Origin of the sequence: Rhodococcus gannanensis (assembly GCF_042681175.1) — a bacterium.
GTDB lineage: Bacteria > Actinomycetota > Actinomycetes > Mycobacteriales > Mycobacteriaceae > Rhodococcus_G > Rhodococcus_G gannanensis.
The window spans coordinates 235,066-250,545 of the sequence record NZ_JBHUFB010000009.1 but is presented as its reverse complement, the minus strand read 5'-3'; the positions used below and the strand labels follow the sequence as shown (position 1 = coordinate 250,545).

At 69.0% G+C, this 15,480-nt stretch carries 15 protein-coding genes; 12 read left to right on the top strand and 3 right to left on the bottom strand.

The genetic code is table 11. The annotated features are described in order from the left end of the window. The first annotated feature begins 128 nt into the window (after positions 1–128). The 4 genes from ACFSJG_RS07925 to ACFSJG_RS07910 all read left to right on the top strand — a co-directional run bounded on the left by ACFSJG_RS07925 (position 129) and on the right by ACFSJG_RS07910 (position 4,088). Positions 129–1,142 (top strand): GNAT family N-acetyltransferase, encoded by a 1,014-nt coding sequence (locus tag ACFSJG_RS07925; RefSeq protein WP_378484655.1) that lies wholly within the window; start codon positions 129–131, stop codon positions 1,140–1,142. Between the two features lie 120 nt (positions 1,143–1,262). Then, positions 1,263–2,087, top strand: a complete 825-nt coding sequence (locus tag ACFSJG_RS07920; protein ID WP_378484654.1) for a mycofactocin-coupled SDR family oxidoreductase — start codon at positions 1,263–1,265, stop codon at positions 2,085–2,087. Between the two features lie 16 nt (positions 2,088–2,103). Next, positions 2,104–3,588: an aldehyde dehydrogenase gene (locus ACFSJG_RS07915; protein ID WP_378484653.1), complete on the top strand. Its 1,485-nt coding sequence runs from the start codon at positions 2,104–2,106 to the stop codon at positions 3,586–3,588. Between the two features lie 143 nt (positions 3,589–3,731). Beyond that, positions 3,732–4,088, top strand: coding sequence for an antibiotic biosynthesis monooxygenase (locus tag ACFSJG_RS07910; RefSeq protein ID WP_378484652.1), 357 nt, complete (start codon positions 3,732–3,734; stop codon positions 4,086–4,088). 72 nt (positions 4,089–4,160) lie between these two features. On the opposite strand, the gene ACFSJG_RS07905 is transcribed toward ACFSJG_RS07910, so the two are convergent. The 3 genes from ACFSJG_RS07905 to ACFSJG_RS07895 all read right to left on the bottom strand — a co-directional run bounded on the left by ACFSJG_RS07905 (position 4,161) and on the right by ACFSJG_RS07895 (position 6,562). Further along, a complete protein-coding gene (locus ACFSJG_RS07905; RefSeq protein ID WP_378484651.1) occupies positions 4,161–4,802 on the bottom strand; it encodes a TetR family transcriptional regulator in 642 nt (213 codons plus the stop codon). 82 nt (positions 4,803–4,884) lie between these two features. After that, entirely contained in the window at positions 4,885–5,757 is an 873-nt protein-coding gene (locus ACFSJG_RS07900) for an alpha/beta fold hydrolase (RefSeq protein ID WP_378484650.1), read from the bottom strand. Positions 5,758–5,779: 22 nt separating this feature from the next. Further along, complete coding sequence (locus tag ACFSJG_RS07895; protein WP_378484649.1) at positions 5,780–6,562, bottom strand: SDR family NAD(P)-dependent oxidoreductase; 783 nt, start codon at positions 6,560–6,562, stop codon at positions 5,780–5,782. Positions 6,563–6,732: 170 nt separating this feature from the next. Here ACFSJG_RS07895 and ACFSJG_RS07890 point away from each other — a divergent pair, with 170 nt between their 5' ends. From ACFSJG_RS07890 to ACFSJG_RS07855, 8 genes are all read left to right on the top strand, one after another. Then, positions 6,733–7,683 carry a PDR/VanB family oxidoreductase gene (locus tag ACFSJG_RS07890; protein ID WP_378484648.1) on the top strand — a complete coding sequence of 317 codons (951 nt, stop codon included), beginning with the start codon at positions 6,733–6,735 and terminating at the stop codon, positions 7,681–7,683. A gap of 21 nt (positions 7,684–7,704) precedes the next feature. Continuing rightward, entirely contained in the window at positions 7,705–8,496 is a 792-nt protein-coding gene (locus tag ACFSJG_RS07885) for an enoyl-CoA hydratase-related protein (RefSeq protein ID WP_378484647.1), read from the top strand. Next, a complete protein-coding gene (locus ACFSJG_RS07880; protein WP_378484646.1) occupies positions 8,481–9,914 on the top strand; it encodes an MFS transporter in 1,434 nt (477 codons plus the stop codon). Before ACFSJG_RS07885 ends, ACFSJG_RS07880 begins: the two co-directional genes overlap by 16 nt. Positions 9,915–10,089: 175 nt before the next feature. Next, on the top strand, positions 10,090–10,956 hold the full coding sequence (locus ACFSJG_RS07875; RefSeq protein WP_378484645.1) for an SDR family NAD(P)-dependent oxidoreductase: 867 nt from the start codon (positions 10,090–10,092) through the stop codon (positions 10,954–10,956). 198 nt (positions 10,957–11,154) lie between these two features. Beyond that, entirely contained in the window at positions 11,155–12,672 is a 1,518-nt protein-coding gene (locus ACFSJG_RS07870; protein ID WP_378484644.1) for a class I adenylate-forming enzyme family protein, read from the top strand. Between the two features lie 20 nt (positions 12,673–12,692). Continuing rightward, complete coding sequence (locus tag ACFSJG_RS07865; RefSeq protein ID WP_378484643.1) at positions 12,693–13,550, top strand: enoyl-CoA hydratase-related protein; 858 nt, start codon at positions 12,693–12,695, stop codon at positions 13,548–13,550. Between the two features lie 74 nt (positions 13,551–13,624). Further along, positions 13,625–14,257, top strand: a complete 633-nt coding sequence (locus ACFSJG_RS07860) for a TetR/AcrR family transcriptional regulator (protein WP_378484642.1) — start codon at positions 13,625–13,627, stop codon at positions 14,255–14,257. 108 nt (positions 14,258–14,365) lie between these two features. Beyond that, positions 14,366–15,349, top strand: coding sequence for an NAD(P)H-dependent flavin oxidoreductase (locus ACFSJG_RS07855; protein ID WP_378484641.1), 984 nt, complete (start codon positions 14,366–14,368; stop codon positions 15,347–15,349). Positions 15,350–15,480: the final 131 nt, after the last annotated feature.

The window sequence follows — 15,480 nt, the reverse complement described above, 5'->3', positions numbered from 1 at the left end:
CGCCGATCCTGAGCCTAAATCTAAACCATTTAGGTTTAGGTTGTAAACCCTCGGTCTCTCTCGGGCCCTTGCGGCATAAACCGATGACCGTTAGATTTACCCGCACATTCGCTCGACGAGGAGTTGGAATGATCTCTTACCGGTGGTGCGACGAGTTGGCGGTCGACGACCGTGACGAGGTGCTCGCGCTGGTGCGACGCGCGGCGGAGTACGACGCCGAGGCCGGCTTCTCGGCCATCGACCCGCGTGACCTGAATGCCCGCTCGTCGGAGGGGGAACGGGTGTGGCACCTGCCGATCCGGGCCCGGCGTGACCTCAGTGTTCGTGACGACGCACCGTGGGTGGTGGTCGCCTACCTGCGTCTCGCCGTCGACGGTGACGGGCTCGGTGCCGTTCAGTTCGTCGTGGACCCCGACTACCGGTCGCGTGGGATCGCCACGCTCCTGGTCGAGGAACTGGGTTTGGACGCCGCTGGTGACGGCGGCTGGGCCGGGACCGGTGCCCGGATGCTGCGGGCGTGGGCCTACGGTTCGCACCCCGCCGCGGACCGGCTGACGACACGATTCGGCGTTCCTGCCGTCCGGCGGCAGTGGACCTTGCTGCGGCACCTGTCGGGGCCGTGGGCGGACCCCCTCGATCCTGTGACGACCGAGGCGGTGTTGTCGGAGCCGGTGTCGTGGGACGCGGCCTCGGCAGAGGTGGACGCGGTCGTGGCGGCAACGGCGATGCCGACGCGACACCGCGACAGTCTCTCTCGCACCGACGATTCCGGGCTCGTGGTACTCGCGTCGGTGGGAGGTGAGCCGGCCGGCTACGTGCGTTTCGATCCGGGGCTGCACGAGCACGAGGAGTTGCGTGCGGCGTGGCTGGGGGCGCTCGTCGTCTCGGACCGCGCCTCCGGTCGGGGGCTGGGGTCGGCGCTGCTGGTGCGGGCGCTCGTCGCGGTGCGCGACGCGGGCGCCCAGATCGCGCTGATGCGAATCGATCCCGACGACGACCGTGCCGTGCGGATGTGCCGGTTGCTCTCGTTCGAGCAGGACGAGGCCCATGCCTGCTACCAGGTCGGGTCGACAGTACATGAGACGCAGGACGATTTTTGTCAGGTGTTGACCGTCGGACCGTCCGGAGGTAGCGTCGTGTGACGGCACTCACAGCGGTTGCGGGGATCCCGCCCGCACATCGGGTGGTCGATTCCCCGGGGCGAGCGGTCTCCGACCGACGAGCGAGCCCGGGTTGACACAGTCATCGAGAGAAGGAATCCCATGAGCAGGCTCGCAGGCAAGGTTGCATTCATCACCGGTGTGGCGCGGGGGCAGGGGCGTGCCCACGCGGTCCGCCTCGCCGAGGAAGGCGCGGCGATCATCGGCATGGACATCTGCGCGCAGATTCCGTCGGTGTTCTACCCGATGGCCACCGAGGAAGACCTCGCGGAAACCGAGCGACTGGTCAAGGAGGTGGGCGGCAGCATCGTCACCACGGTCGGCGACGTGCGCAATCGGGAGGACGTCCAGCGTGCCTACGACGCGGGCATCGAGCAGTTCGGGCACGTCGACATCCTGGTCCCGAACGCGGGCATCATGCCCGTGATCGACCAGGGCAGCGAGCCGCAGGCCTGGCACGATGCCGTCGACACCATGCTCACCGGCGTGTGGCACGTCCTCGAGGTCGCGGTGCCCGGCATGATCGAGCGCGGCGAGGGCGGGTCCATCGCGATCACCAGCTCCGCGGCCGGCCTGACCAGCATCGGCCTCAACACGTTCCCCGGCCAGGCCGGCTACTCGGCCGCCAAGCACGGCGTCGTGGGCCTGATGCGGCTGTACTCGAAGCAGCTGGCCAAGCACTTCATCCGCGTCAACACCATCCACCCGACCGGGGTCAACACCCCGATGGTCGCCAACGCGGAGTACGGCGCGTTCGTCAACGCCCACCCCGAGGTCGCGAACGACGACGCATACAAGAACCCGATGCCGGTCGAGCTGATCGAGGCCGTCGACATCAGCAACGCCATCGTCTTCCTCGCGTCCGACGAGGCCCGCTACATCACCGGCGTCACCCTCCCGGTCGACGCCGGCTACAACAACCGCTGAGCTGAGAGGCCACACAATGACCATCACCGACACCACCGCGTCGGCCCCCCAGGTCGCCGATCGCGAGCAGGTCTTCATCGGAGGTCGCTGGGTCGACTCGACCGGCGACGAGTGGGTCGATCTCGTCGACTCGTGGAGCGAGCAGCGCGCCGCCCGGATCCGTACCGCCACGGCGGGAGACGTCGAACGCGCCGTTGCCGCTGCCCGCAAGGCCTTCGACGACGGCGTGTGGTCGGGCAAGACCATGGCCGAGCGCGCCGACGTGGTCGAGGAGATCGCGAACCGGCTCGAGCAGCGCACCGAGGAACTGACGACGATCGGCGTCCTCGAAGTGGGCATCCCCGTGGCGGTCAGCGCGGGTACCCAGCAGATGACCGCGGGCCTGTTCCGCGCCGTCGCCGAGGAGGCGCGCACGTTCGAGGTGCGGGAGGACCGCACTCGCGCGGACGGCGGCATCTCGCGAATCCTCAAGGAGCCCACCGGCGTTGTCGCCGCGATCATTCCGTGGAACGGGCCGATCGGCACCATCGCCTTCAAGGTCGCGCCCGCACTGGCCGCCGGCTGCTCGGTGATCCTCAAGGGTGCGCCGGACGCCCCGCTCTCGCCCGCCGTCTTCGCCGACGTCATCGCCGAACTCGTCGCGGAGGGTCGCATCCCCGAGGGCGTCGTCAGCGTGCTGATCGCCGATCGCGAGGTGTCCGAGACCCTCGTCACCAACCCGGACGTCGACCACATCTCGTTCACCGGCTCGACGGTTGCCGGACGTCGCATCGCGGCCCTCGCGAGTGAGCGGATCGCCCGCGTCTCGCTCGAACTGGGCGGCAAGTCCGCCGCCATCATCCTGGACGACGCCGACCTGAACCACGTGCTGCAGTCGCTGCCGATGGGTAGCTGCATGCAGTCCGGCCAGGCGTGCATCGCCCTCACCCGGGTGCTCGTGTCCCGCAAGCGGCACGACGAGGTCGTCGAAGCACTGAAGGCGGCCTACGGCTCGCTGCCGATGGGCAACCCATGGGAGCAGACCAACTTCCTCGGCCCACTGGCCGGCGAGCGTCACCGCGACCGCGTCCAGGGCTACATCGCCGCGGCGGTGGAGGACGGCGCGACCGTCGTCCTCGGCGGCGGGCGCCCGGAGGGCATCGACCAGGGATTCTTCGTCGCCCCCACCCTCATCGACGGTGTCCGCAACGACATGCGGATCGCTCAGGAGGAGGTGTTCGGTCCCGTCATCTCGCTCATCACCTACGAGGACGAGGACGATGCGGTCGCCATCGCGAACGACTCGATCTACGGGCTTTCCGGCGCGGTGTACACCGAGGACCTGGACCGCGGCTACGCGCTGGCGCAGCGCATCAGGACGGGGACGATCAGCGTGAACGGTGCCGTCATCGACTTCACCGTCCCGTTCGGCGGCTACAAGCAGTCCGGCGTGGGCCGTGAGGGTGGTGTCGAGGGGCTCGACGAGTTCTTCGAGACCAAGACGGTGCACATGCCGGCCTAGCAGGCTCGGCGGCAGTCGTCAGGCGATGCCCGTGGAATTCTCGGTTCCGCGGGCATCGCCTGCTGTCGTCGCGCTGCTATTTTGAGGTGGTCGCACACGGAAGTCTGTGCGGGTGGAAGTGCGCGGGAACCGAGGCAGAGACAGTGAACAGCACCGACGGGGGTGGGCCGGACCGCACCGTGCCGGGCGCGGGCGAGAACGTGACGACCACGATCGTGCGTCGCATTCGACCCGGACGTGACGACGAGTTCACCGACTGGATCCAGAGCGGCCTCGGTCTGGCCCGGATGTTTCCGGGGTTCCTCGGCGGCGGATGGCTCAAGGAGAGCAGCACCTCCGACGTCTGCGTCATCGTGCTCCGTTTCGAAACCCAGCGCGGCCTCGACAACTGGCTCCGCTCGGCGCTGCGCGGCGGATGGTTGCGCACCGGCACGCACATCGCCGAGGAGTTGCCGGACGAGCGGATCACCACCGCGGTGGACCTGTTCGAACGCCACTGACGCCTTCGCCCGGTGTTCCCGAATGGTCCATTCGGGAGGGAACGCACGAGCAGCCCGCGAGGGGTCCCTCGGTCAGGCGGACCTGGCGTCCGCGCCCGCCTCGTTGCGGGTGACGCCGTAGAGGAAGCTGCGGACCATCTCCTCGTAGAGCTTCTTGGAGGTCAGCTCGTTCTCGTCCAGGGCGCGGGCCAGCGTGGGCTGCGACTCCGGATCGACGTTCGGGAAGATGGTCTTACGGGTGCTCGGGCCGCGCATCGCCTCGGTGAGGGCGGCACCCAGGGACAGCCGTTCCATGCCGTCGAGGATCTGCACGTGCAGCCTCGCCGGGACCCCGGAAGCCTCCAGGAACCGGGCGGTCTCCTCGTAGGTACCCAGCAGCAGGTCACGCGGCAGGTACTGCAGCAGGATCGGGGCCGCGTTCCGGTGCCGCAGGATCGACTGCCGGAAGTTCAGCGCGATCGAGACGAAGTACTCGGGCCAGTCCGGTCCCGGCTTGCGCCGGGGGATCGACCCGGCGCCGGCGATCTGCCTGGCCACCGCCGAGAGGATCTCCGACTTGTCGGAGAAATGGTGGTACAGCGACGGTGCCCGGACTCCGAGGTGCTGCGCCAACCGCGGCAGGCTGAAGGCGTCGAGCCCCTCGGTGTCGATGATCTCGATGGAGGCAGCCACCGCGGAGGCGCGGCTGATCAGCGGTTTCGACGGGCGAGGCATCTCGGGCTTTCCATTCGGCGGCACCAGACGGCGCGCCTGGTTGGTGGAACCGATCGTAACGGGTGGACGGTTCGGTGCCCGGTCACGTCGGGCGGCACGCGAGCACGTCGTCGGCCAGGAACTCGAGCAGCCCCTCGCTGAGCACGTCGTTGTCGTCCCCGCTCACCATGTGACCGGCCCCGCCGACGTCGACCTGCCGCGATCCCGGGATCAGGGCCAGCAGGTCCCGGGCACCGTCGTCGCTGACGACGTCGGACTGTGCTCCACGGATCAGCAGGGTCGGGGCGGTGATCGCGCGCGCGGCGGCCCGCGCCTGTTCCTCGCGAACACCCGCCTGTTCGGGAGCGTTCTCGCGGTGACTGAGCATCCGCGGGTCCCAGTGCCAGTACCAGCGACCGTCCCGCTGGCGGAGGTTCTTGCGGAGGCCTTCGGCGCGCGGGGGGCGCCTGCGATGCGGGTTGTACGCGGCGACCGCGGCGGCGGCGTCGTCGAGGGTCGCGAAGCCGGCGAGCCCGTCCCGCATGAACGCGGAGATCTTCGCGAGGCCCTCGGGTTCGGCCCGCGGCGTGATGTCGACGAGCACCAGTGCCCGGCCGAGCGTCGGGTTCGAGCCCAGCGCTACGAGCGACGCCATCCCGCCCATCGACGCGCCGACCAGCACCGGGGGCCCGTCGAGAGTGGCGACGACGGCCGCCAGGTCGCGGGCGTGCGCCGAGATCGCGTAGTTGCCGTCGGAGGCCCACTCGCTGTCGCCGTGCCCGCGGGCATCGACCGCCAGGGCACTCCAGCCGTGCTCGGCCAGGCGGGCGCCGGTGCGCTGCCACGAATGTCGCGTCTGGCCGCCGCCGTGCAGCAGCAGCACCGTGCCGTGGGATCGGGTGTCCACCGGATCCCAGCGGTCCGCGGTGAGGGTGACGCCGTCGCCCGGAAGGTGAACGGTGGTGGTGTCGATCATGGTGTCGGCCTCTCGCATGGATTCAGTGCCCGGACGTGCCGCCGTCGACCGCGAGGGTCGATCCGGTGACGTAGCCCGACGCGGGACTTGCCAGGAACACCACCGCGGCGTCGATCTCGCGCTGGGTTGCGGTGCGGCCGAGCGAGGATTCGCCGACGAAGCGGGCCAGGGTGTCCGGCGACATCTCGCCGATCATGTCGGTGTCCACGAACCCCGGGGCGATCGCGTTGACCCGGATGCCTTTTCGTCCGGACCACTGATTCGACAGGTCGCGGGTCAGACCGATCAGCCCGGCCTTGCTCGACGCGTATGCGGCCTGCGGCAGGACCGATTTGACCAGTCCGAGCATGCTGGCGACGTTGACGATGCTCGACCCCGGCTGCATCACCCGGGCGCACGCCTGCGCCGTCCAGTACGCGCCGAACAGGTTGACGTCGAACACGTTCCGGAAGTCCTCGGGACGCTCGTGGGTGGCGGGTGCGGCGTGCGTGACGCCTGCGTTGTTGACCAGGACGTCGAGTCGGCCGAACTCGGCGACCGCCGCTCGGGCGAGGGCGTCGCACTGGTCCGGATCGGTCACGTCGGTCGGGACGACGAGGCAGCGGCGACCCAGTGCGGTCACGTCGGCCGCGACCTCCTCGAGTCGGTCACGGCGCCGCGCTGCGACGACGACGTCGGCACCCGCTTCGGCGAGCGCCCGCGCGAATCCCGCTCCGAGCCCGCTTCCCGCACCGGTCACCACGGCGACCGATCCGGTCAGGCGGAACAGATCGAGCACCGATCCGGGAGGGGAGGGTGCGTCCATGGGGTGTGCTCCTGTCGGTTTCGGTCGACCGGCTGACCGGTCGGCTAACAACTATAGGTTTAGACCTCGGCCGGGCATGTCGGCAAGTGCTCTCTACGTCGGCCTTGCGCCTCATTAATCTAATTGCATAAGATTTAGTCAAGTTCTGATCGAGTGAAGTGGACACGCCGATGACCGACAACCAGACCGCACGGTGGATGCAGGTGAGCGCCAAGGAGCCCGCCGCGGACGGTGTCGTGCTCGTGACCCTCACGGACCCGGACGGCGGCACCGTGGCGCGCTGGGAACCCGGCGCCCACCTCGATCTCGTCCTCGGCGAGGTCACCCGGCAGTACTCGCTGTGCGGCGACCCCGACGACACGTCGTCGCTCACCGTGGGGGTGCTGCGCGAACCGAACGGACGCGGCGGTTCGGCGTACGTCCACGACAAGCTGGAGGTCGGTGACCTCGTCGAGGTGGGCGGTCCTCGCAATCACTTCGCCCTCGGCGAGGCGCCCGCCTACCTCTTCGTCGCCGGCGGCATCGGCATCACTCCGCTGCGTCCGATGCTCCGCCACGTGGACGCGAAGTCGACACCGTGGCAGTTGCTGTACGGCGGCCGCACCCGCGCGAGCATGGCCTTCGCCGACGACCTATCCGCCGCGCACCCCGACCGCGTTCACCTCCGTCCACAGGACGAGTACGGCATCCTCGACCTGGCCGGGGCCCTCGACTCGGCGGCACCCGGCACCGCCGTGTACTGCTGCGGACCCGAACCGCTCCTGCAGGCGATCGAATCGGCGTGCCGCGAACGCGATCACGTCACGCTCCACGTGGAGAGGTTCGCGCCCAAGGACGTCGGCGACACCGAGGACGGTGCGTTCGAGGTGGAACTGGGACGTACCGGCGGGGTCGTCGAGGTGGCCGAGAACGAGTCGATCATCGACGCACTCCAGCGCCGTGGGATCGGGGTCGACTTCTCCTGCCGCGAGGGCACCTGCGGTACCTGCGAGGTCGCGGTTCTCGGCGGTACGCCCGATCACCGCGACTCCGTCCTCTCCGACGACGAGCAGGCAGCCAACGACGCGATGATGATCTGCGTCTCCCGCAGCTGCACCCCCCGCCTCGTCCTCGATCTCTGACCTTCCCACTCAGGAGACACCGTGACCGAAACCGAGCCCGCCGCCCTGTACGAGCTGCGCGAGCACGTCGCGATCGTGACGCTGAACCGCCCCGACGCGCTCAACGCCGTGAACTCCGCGCTCTCCGCTGCTGCGGGTGCCGCGCTGGAACGCGCTGCCGCCGACCCGCAGGTTCGAGTCGTCGTGATCACCGGGGCCGGCCGGGCCTTCTGCGCGGGCGCCGACCTCAAGGAGATCGCCGCCGGACGCGGCGTCTACGACCCCGAACACCGCGACCGCGACTTCGCAGGCATCGTCCGGCACTGGATCCCGAAGCCGGTGATCGCGGCCGTGAACGGTTTCGCGCTCGGTGGCGGCACGGAGATCGTGCTCTCGGCGGACCTCGCCGTCATCGACGAGAAGGCATCGCTCGGACTACCCGAGGTGACCCGCGGACTCATCGCCGCAGCCGGTGGCATCCTGCGCATCCACCGGCAGGTGCCACCCAAGGTCGCGGCGGAGATCGCGCTGACCGGTCGTCCGGTGTCCGCAGCCCGCGCGTACGAACTGGGCATGGTCAACGCAGTCGCCCCCGCGGGCACCGCGCTGGAGGTCGCCCTCGAGCTGGCGGGAACCATCGCGGCGAACGCGCCCGTCGCCGTGCAGCAGAGCAAGCGCGTGATGCACGAGTGCGCGGCCGCGAACACCGGCTGGGCGCAGGAGGACTGGACAATCAATCGCAACGCCGCGCGGATCGTCATGACGAGCGAGGACGCGAAGGAGGGGCCGCGGGCGTTCGCCGCCAAACGTACGCCGCAGTGGGCAGGCAGGTGACCGCGGTCGTCGGGGTCGCCCCACCCGCCACCTCCGCTCGCGGCGGTCGAGTCGTTGCCGCGCTGTGTTTCGCGGTGATGACACTGTCGATCCTGCAGGCCGCGGTGGTGCCGGTGATTCCGACCATGGCACGGCAACTCGACGTCGGACCGACCGCGGTCGGCTGGGTGCTCACGGCGAACCTGCTCGCGGCAGCGGTGTCCACCCCGGTTCTCGGCCGGCTCGCCGACCAGCGCGGAGGGCGTCCGGTTCTGATCGGGACGCTGGTCGTCGTGGTCGCCGGATCACTCCTGTGCGTCCTCGCGCCGTCGCTCCCGCTGCTGCTCGTCGGACGGGTGCTGCAGGGCACCGCCTTCGCGCTGTTCCCGGTCGGAGTCGGGGTGCTCCGCGCGGTGCTCGACGAACGCCGACTCACCCATGCCATCGGTCTGATGTCGGGAATCATGGCGGCGGGTGGCGGGGTCGGCATGGTCGCGGCGGGTGTGCTGGTCTCCGGCGACGGGGGCTACCGCCGGGTCTTCTGGATGTTGCTGGCGCTCAGTGTTGTGTCCCTCGTCGTCATCTGGTTGACGATTCCCGCTGTCGAAGGGAAGGAGCGAGGGGATGATCGGTTCGACGTAATCGGTGCCGCACTGCTCGCCGTCGGGCTCTGTGCGCTGCTGCTCGCCATCGCAGAGGGGAAGCGGTGGGGGATCGGAGCCGCGCTCGCGCTGGCGGCCGGAGGTCTCGCCGTGCTGTCGTACTGGCTTCGCCACGAAAGGCGGTGTGCCGCACCGTTGGTTCCGCCGAGGACCCTGATCGGACGCGCGGTGACCCCCGCCCACGTCGCCGCGGTTCTCGTCGGCGCCGCGATGTACGTCCAGTTCCTCGGGATCGCGCAGTTCGTGCAGGTGGACCCCGAGACCACGGGCTACGGATTCGGTGTCAGCGTGCTCGAGGCCAGTCTGCTGTTCCTGTTGCCGGGATCGGTGGCAGGTGTGCTGTCGGCGGCACTGAGTGGCCGGCTGATCCATCGGTTCCGCGCCAACCGGGTGCTGATCGCGATGTGCGCCGTGGGTGTGGCCGGTTTCGGTGTGCTGGTCGTCGCGCATGCCCGTCCGTGGCAGCTGGTTCTCGCCGCGGTGGTGGTCAACGTGTTCGTCAGCGGCGCCTACGCCGCGTTGCCCTCGCTGCTCGTCGGATCGGTGCAGGCGGGCGACACCGGTGTCGTGAACGGGGTGAACGCGATCGCCCGGATCTTCGGCAGCTCGCTCGCCAGCGCGGCGGTCGCGGTGTTGCTCGCCTCGATGACGGTGACGGGGACCGGTGCCCCGTCCGAGTCGGCCTTCACTCTCGCCTTCTGGATCGGTGGCATCGCCGCCGCGTCCGCGGGCCTGTTCGGAGTCGTCCACCGCTGCTTATCAAAGAACAAAAATTGATTGACGTAACACAGCTCGAGGCGTAGCGTGGGTCACATCGCGCCGGAGGTTGTGGTCACCGCCCCGAGCGCGACAAACAAGCACCGTGTTCGAGATCCGGTGCACATCAGATCGATTCACGATCACAGACGCCGTCAGGCAGACGTCACCACTCGTCGAACCCCGAGGAGCCCACATGAAACTGAACGACAAGGTCGCAATCATCACCGGTGGAGGTTCGGGGCTCGGACGGCAGTCCTCCCAGCTGTTCGCCGCCGAAGGCGCGAAGGTCGCCGTCGTCGACATCGACCCGGAACGCGCGGCAGGCACCGTCAAGCTCGTGCAGGAACAGGGCGGTACGGCCATCGACATCGTCGCCGACGTCAGCAAGAAGGCGCAGATGGTCGACGCCGTCGCCCGCACCGTCGACGAGTTCGGCAAGCTCGACATCATGTTCGCCAACGCGGGCGTCGTCTCGCGCGGCGGCGTCCCGTCCGTCGCCGGCGGCGAGCAGGTCGCCTTCGAGGACCTCACCGAAGAGGACTGGCAGCACGTCTGCGGCGTCAACCTCACCGGTGTCATCTACTCCGCGCAGGCCGCGGTGCCCGCGCTGAAGGCCAACGGCGGTGGCGTCATCCTCGCAACCTCGTCGGCGTCCTCGATCGTGTCCTACCACAGCATCGCGCTCTACCAGGCGACGAAGGCCGGCATCAACGGCCTCATCCGCGGCCTGAGCCTCGACCTCGGAAAGTTCGGCATCCGCGCCAACGCGATCGCACCCACCCACGGCATGTCCCCGAACTTCCTCGCCCCCGCGGGCACCCCGGTCGTCGGGCAGTCGTACGAGGAGACCGCAGGCCTGTGGGATCCGGTCGTCTCGCCGATCCCGCTCAAGCTGAACCGTCCGCCGTCACTGGTCGACAACGCGAAGGCCGCGCTGTTCCTCGTCTCCGACGACTCCGCCTACATGTCGGGCGTCACGATGCCGACCACCGACGGCGGCACCCTCTCCCGGGTCGGGATGTGGTTCGAGGAGGACCTGAACCCGACCGCGGCTTCATAGGGCGTATCTCCCAATCCCCTGTCGGCGCTCCCGACGTCCCAATCGCCTGCCTCCCGCGTTGTCGTCGGCGCCGATACAACCCCGGTATCGGCTTCTCCTCCGCCTTGCAGGCCGACGATTGTCGCGCCGGGTGCATCCGAGGGGGATCGGGAGACACGCCCCGACCACCCCACGAAATCTCGACTGTAGAAGGACGACATGGCTGCGACGATCGGTTCGGCACTGTACTGGTGGGCCGACACCAAGGGCGATCAGCGGGCGCTGATCGTCGACGACGAGACACTGACCTACCGGGAACTGCAGGACTGGTCGAGTCGGGTTGCTCGCCGGATCGTCGACGCCGGCATCGCGCCCGGTGATCGGGTCGGGGTACTCGGCCCCAACTCGATCACCTGGCCGGTGCTCGCACTCGGCGTGCTCAAGGCCGGTGCCGTCCTGGTCCCGCTGAACCCGCGCCTCAAGCCGGCGGAGCTGCGCAAGGTCCTCGACGACGCCGGCGCCGTGCTGACGATCGCTCCCGCGGAGTACGCCGAGCAGATCGAGCAGACCCGGGAACTCGGCGGCGCCTTCCAGGCGCTGTCCTTCGACGACTTCGCCGGACTGCGCGACGGCGGCCGCGACGACTTCCGCATCGACCGCGACTACGACGACCCGGTCGCCATCCTCTTCACCAGCGGTTCGACCGGGCTGTCCAAGGGCGTGGTCTGCACCAACAAGACGCTGCTCAACATCGTCTTCGAGGCCACCCTCACCGAGGAGGGGTTCCGTCCGGGCGGGACGTCGCTGCTCCTGCTTCCGCTCGTCTTCACCCCGGGTCTCGTGTGGGGCCTGGTGATGTCGGTGGTGCTCGGGAACACCCTGGTGATCGAGAAGGAACTCAACCCCGGACGGGCGGCGAAGCTGCTGGGTGAGCATCGGGTCAACGCCCTGTTCGGCGTGCCCTTGGTGTTCGAGGCCATCTCGCGCACTCCGGAGTTCGCGGCCGCCGACATGTCGTCGCTCCGCACCGCGATCGTCGGCGGCGCCGCGGTCGCGCCCGCGCTCCTGAAGGCGTGGGCGGACAAGGATGTTCAGCTGCGCCAGATCTATGGGATGACGGAGGCCGGTGGCGTCGCGACCGCCACCACCCGAGAGGAGGCGTTCACCCACCCCGGGACCTGTGGGACCGGGTCGATCTTCACCGAACTCCGGGTGGTTCGCCCCGACGGTACCGACGCCGACCCGGGTGAGGAGGGCGAAATCGTGCTCCGGGGGCCCGGTGTCACCCCGGGTTACTGGGGCGACGAGGAGTCGACCGCCCAGGCCCTGCGGGACGGCTGGTTGCACAGTGGAGACCTGGGAACCCTCGACGACGGCGGTCGCGTCAAGTTCGTGGACCGGATGAAGGACCTGATCATCACCGGCGGCATCAACATCTCGCCCGTCGAGATCGAGCGGGTCATCGGCGCCATCGACGGCGTCGAGGAGGTCGCGGTGATCGCGGCTCCGGACGCGCGATTCGGCGAGACGCCTGCCGCGATCGTCACGGTCCGCGGCGACGTCGACGCCGCAGCGATCGTCGAACACTGTGACAAGGTGGTCGCCGATTACAAGGTGCCGCGGTACGTCGTGATCCGGGACGAGCCGCTGCCCCGGCTGCCCAGCGGGAAACTGTCGAAGACCGCCATCCGGGACGAGTACCGTGACGTGGCAGAACGATTCGCGAAGGTGCGATGACGGACATGACAGGGGACTCCATGAGCGATGAGACGACCGCACTCGACGAGACGGTGCTGCTCGAGCGGGACGGCGACATCGCCGTGCTCCGACTGCACCGGCCGGACCGGTTGAACGCCTTCACCAACGAGATGTGTGAACGCGTCATCGAACTCATGGACGAGTGCGACGCCGACGACGGCATTCGCGCGGTCGTCGTCACCGGCACCGGCCGAGCCTTCTGCGCCGGAGCGGATCTCGGTGGCGGCGGCGACACGTTCGTTCTCGAGAACGACCCGGATACCGGGGGCGCGCCCGCGGATCAGGGTGGTCGGGTCGCACTCCGTTTCTACCGCTCGACCAAGCCCGTCATCGCCGCGGTCAACGGTCCCGCCGCGGGCGTCGGCGTCACGATGACGCTCCCGGCCGACGTGCGCATCGCGTCGGACACCGCCCGCTTCGGGTTCGTGTTCGTGCGCCGAGGCATCGTCCCCGAGGCCTGCTCGTCGTGGTTCCTGCCGCGGGTGGTCGGCATCGCGACCGCCCTGCGCTGGACGCTCGGCGGCAAGATGGTGTCGGCCGAGGAGGCGCTGGCCGGCGGGCTCGTCAGCGAGATCGTCCCCGCCGACCGGGTGCTCGCCCGGGCGATCGAGGTCGCGCGGGAGATGACCGAGGGAACGGCGCCGGTGTCGGTTGCACTCACCCGTCAGCTGATGTGGCGGATGCTCGGTGCCGAGAGCCCGGAGGTCGCGCACCGGGCCGACTCGCTCGCGGTCTACCTTCGCGGCACGTCCGGCGACGCGCACGAAGGAGTGGAGTCGTTCCTCGAGAAGCGCGCACCCGAGTTCCCGGACCGGATCTCGGCCGGCTTGCCCGACCTGTTCGGCGATTCGGAGTGACATCGCGTCGCAGGTGAGGCGGTAGCATCCAGGCCGGGGGTAGGGCGCTCGGCCCACACCAGGAGAAGGGTGCGATGGCGCGGCGGCGAACAGGCAGTGTGCTGAGTGAGGATCCCGAGAAGGCGCGCGGACAGATCCTCGAGGCGGCCGAACGCACCTTCGAGCGATTCGGTGTCGCGAAGACGACGATGGACGACATCGCCAAGGAAGCCGACATCTCCCGGCCCACCGTCTACCGCTACTTCAAGGACCGCGACACCCTGATCACCGCACTGATCGAGGTGCGTTCACGGCGGATGTTCACGAAGGCACGCACGTACCTGCGCCGACGGAAGACCTTCGCCGACCAGATCGTCGACGGGCTCATCTACCTGGTCGACCGGGGCCGGGCCGATCCGGTGGTCCGGCTGATCGTCAGTCCGGAGCACATGGACCTGGCGACGGCGCTCGTCGGCAGTTCGGGTCTGGCCGCCCGCCTGACCGAGGAGATGTGGGGTCCGGTCATCGATGCCGCACGTGAGCGCGGCGAGATCCGGGCGGACCGCACCAATGCGGAGATCTGCCAGTGGATCGCCCTGGTGGAACTGATCCTGGTCGGACGGATGGACTTCGGCTCGGATTCCGATCCCGACCACCGCAGGATGCTCACGCAGTTCCTGGTCCCGGGCATCCTCACGCCGGAGGCGGCGGCCGCGTACGGAGCCTGATCGCCTGTCCGTGGCGGAAGCCGCTGCCGAGCTGTGTGATGGGCACCCTAGCGATCGCTAAGTAAAGGTGAGATGCTCTAACGACCGAACCTGCACAAGGAGAATCACATGGCCCTGCCCTCGATCTTGAAGGACCGGCTGCGCCTGCCCGTCGTGGCGTCCCCGATGTTCATCGTGTCCGGCCCCGACCTGGTCATCGCCCAGTGCACGTCCGGCGTCGTCGGATCGTTCCCGACACTCAACGCGCGCCCGCAGTCGCAGCTGCGCGAGTGGCTGACCCAGATCACCGAGGCGCTGGCCAAGCACGACGCGAACAACCCGGAGGCACCGTCCGCGCCGTTCGCCGTGAACCTGATCGTGCACAAGTCCAACGACCGGCTCGAGGAAGACCTCGCCACCGTCGTCGAGTTCAAGGTGCCGATCGTCATCACCTCCCTCGGCGCCCGCGAGGACGTCAACGAGGCGATCCACTCGTACGGCGGCATCGTCCTGCACGACATCATCAACGACCGCTTCGCCCGCAAGGCCGTCGAGAAGGGCGCGGACGGCCTCATCGCCGTGTCCGCCGGCGCCGGTGGTCACGCGGGCACGCAGTCCCCGTTCGCGCTGATCCAGGAGATCCGGCAGTGGTTCGACGGGCCGGTGCTGCTGTCCGGGTCGATCGCGCACGGTCGCTCGATCCTCGCGGCGCAGGCCGCGGGTGCGGACCTCGCCTACGTCGGTTCGGCGTTCATCGCCACCGAGGAGGCCAACGCGGTCGACGGCTACAAGCAGATGATCGTGGACTCGAAGGCCGGCGACATCGTCTACTCCAACCTGTTCACCGGTGTCCACGGAAACTACCTGCGCGGCAGCATCACCGCCGCCGGGCTGGACCCCGAGAACCTGAAGGAGTCCGATCCCACCGCCATGGACTTCGGCACCGGCGACGACGACACGGCAGGCAAGGGCCGCGACGCCAAGGCGTGGCGCGACATCTGGGGCGCCGGCCACGGCGTCGGATCGGTCGACGCGGTGCTGCCCACGTCCGAGCTCGTCGCCCGCCTCTCGCGTGAGTACGCCGACGCGAAGCAGGCCCTGCTCGGCGCCTGACCCGTCCTCTCAGGAACTCACGGCATTTCGGCTGAAGGTGGCGTTCAAGCGGGTGAACCGCATGAACGCCACCTTCAGCCTTTCGTGGGGCGGCTGCCGCTGTGGGCTGAAGGTGGCGTTCATGCCGTCAG

What these genes read in the sequence shown, in the direction of transcription:
- ACFSJG_RS07920 (WP_378484654.1), top strand. Translation starts at nt 1,263, where the DNA reads ATGAGCAGGCTCGCAGGCAAGGTTGCATTCATCACCGGTGTGGCGCGG.
- ACFSJG_RS07855 (WP_378484641.1), top strand. Translation starts at nt 14,366, where the DNA reads ATGGCCCTGCCCTCGATCTTGAAGGACCGGCTGCGCCTGCCCGTCGTG.
- ACFSJG_RS07900 (WP_378484650.1), bottom strand. Translation starts at nt 5,757, where the DNA reads ATGATCGACACCACCACCGTTCACCTTCCGGGCGACGGCGTCACCCTC.
- ACFSJG_RS07860 (WP_378484642.1), top strand. Translation starts at nt 13,625, where the DNA reads ATGGCGCGGCGGCGAACAGGCAGTGTGCTGAGTGAGGATCCCGAGAAG.
- ACFSJG_RS07890 (WP_378484648.1), top strand. Translation starts at nt 6,733, where the DNA reads ATGACCGACAACCAGACCGCACGGTGGATGCAGGTGAGCGCCAAGGAG.
- ACFSJG_RS07925 (WP_378484655.1), top strand. Translation starts at nt 129, where the DNA reads ATGATCTCTTACCGGTGGTGCGACGAGTTGGCGGTCGACGACCGTGAC.
- ACFSJG_RS07865 (WP_378484643.1), top strand. Translation starts at nt 12,693, where the DNA reads ATGAGCGATGAGACGACCGCACTCGACGAGACGGTGCTGCTCGAGCGG.
- ACFSJG_RS07875 (WP_378484645.1), top strand. Translation starts at nt 10,090, where the DNA reads ATGAAACTGAACGACAAGGTCGCAATCATCACCGGTGGAGGTTCGGGG.
- ACFSJG_RS07895 (WP_378484649.1), bottom strand. Translation starts at nt 6,562, where the DNA reads ATGGACGCACCCTCCCCTCCCGGATCGGTGCTCGATCTGTTCCGCCTG.
- ACFSJG_RS07905 (WP_378484651.1), bottom strand. Translation starts at nt 4,802, where the DNA reads ATGCCTCGCCCGTCGAAACCGCTGATCAGCCGCGCCTCCGCGGTGGCT.
- ACFSJG_RS07915 (WP_378484653.1), top strand. Translation starts at nt 2,104, where the DNA reads ATGACCATCACCGACACCACCGCGTCGGCCCCCCAGGTCGCCGATCGC.
- ACFSJG_RS07870 (WP_378484644.1), top strand. Translation starts at nt 11,155, where the DNA reads ATGGCTGCGACGATCGGTTCGGCACTGTACTGGTGGGCCGACACCAAG.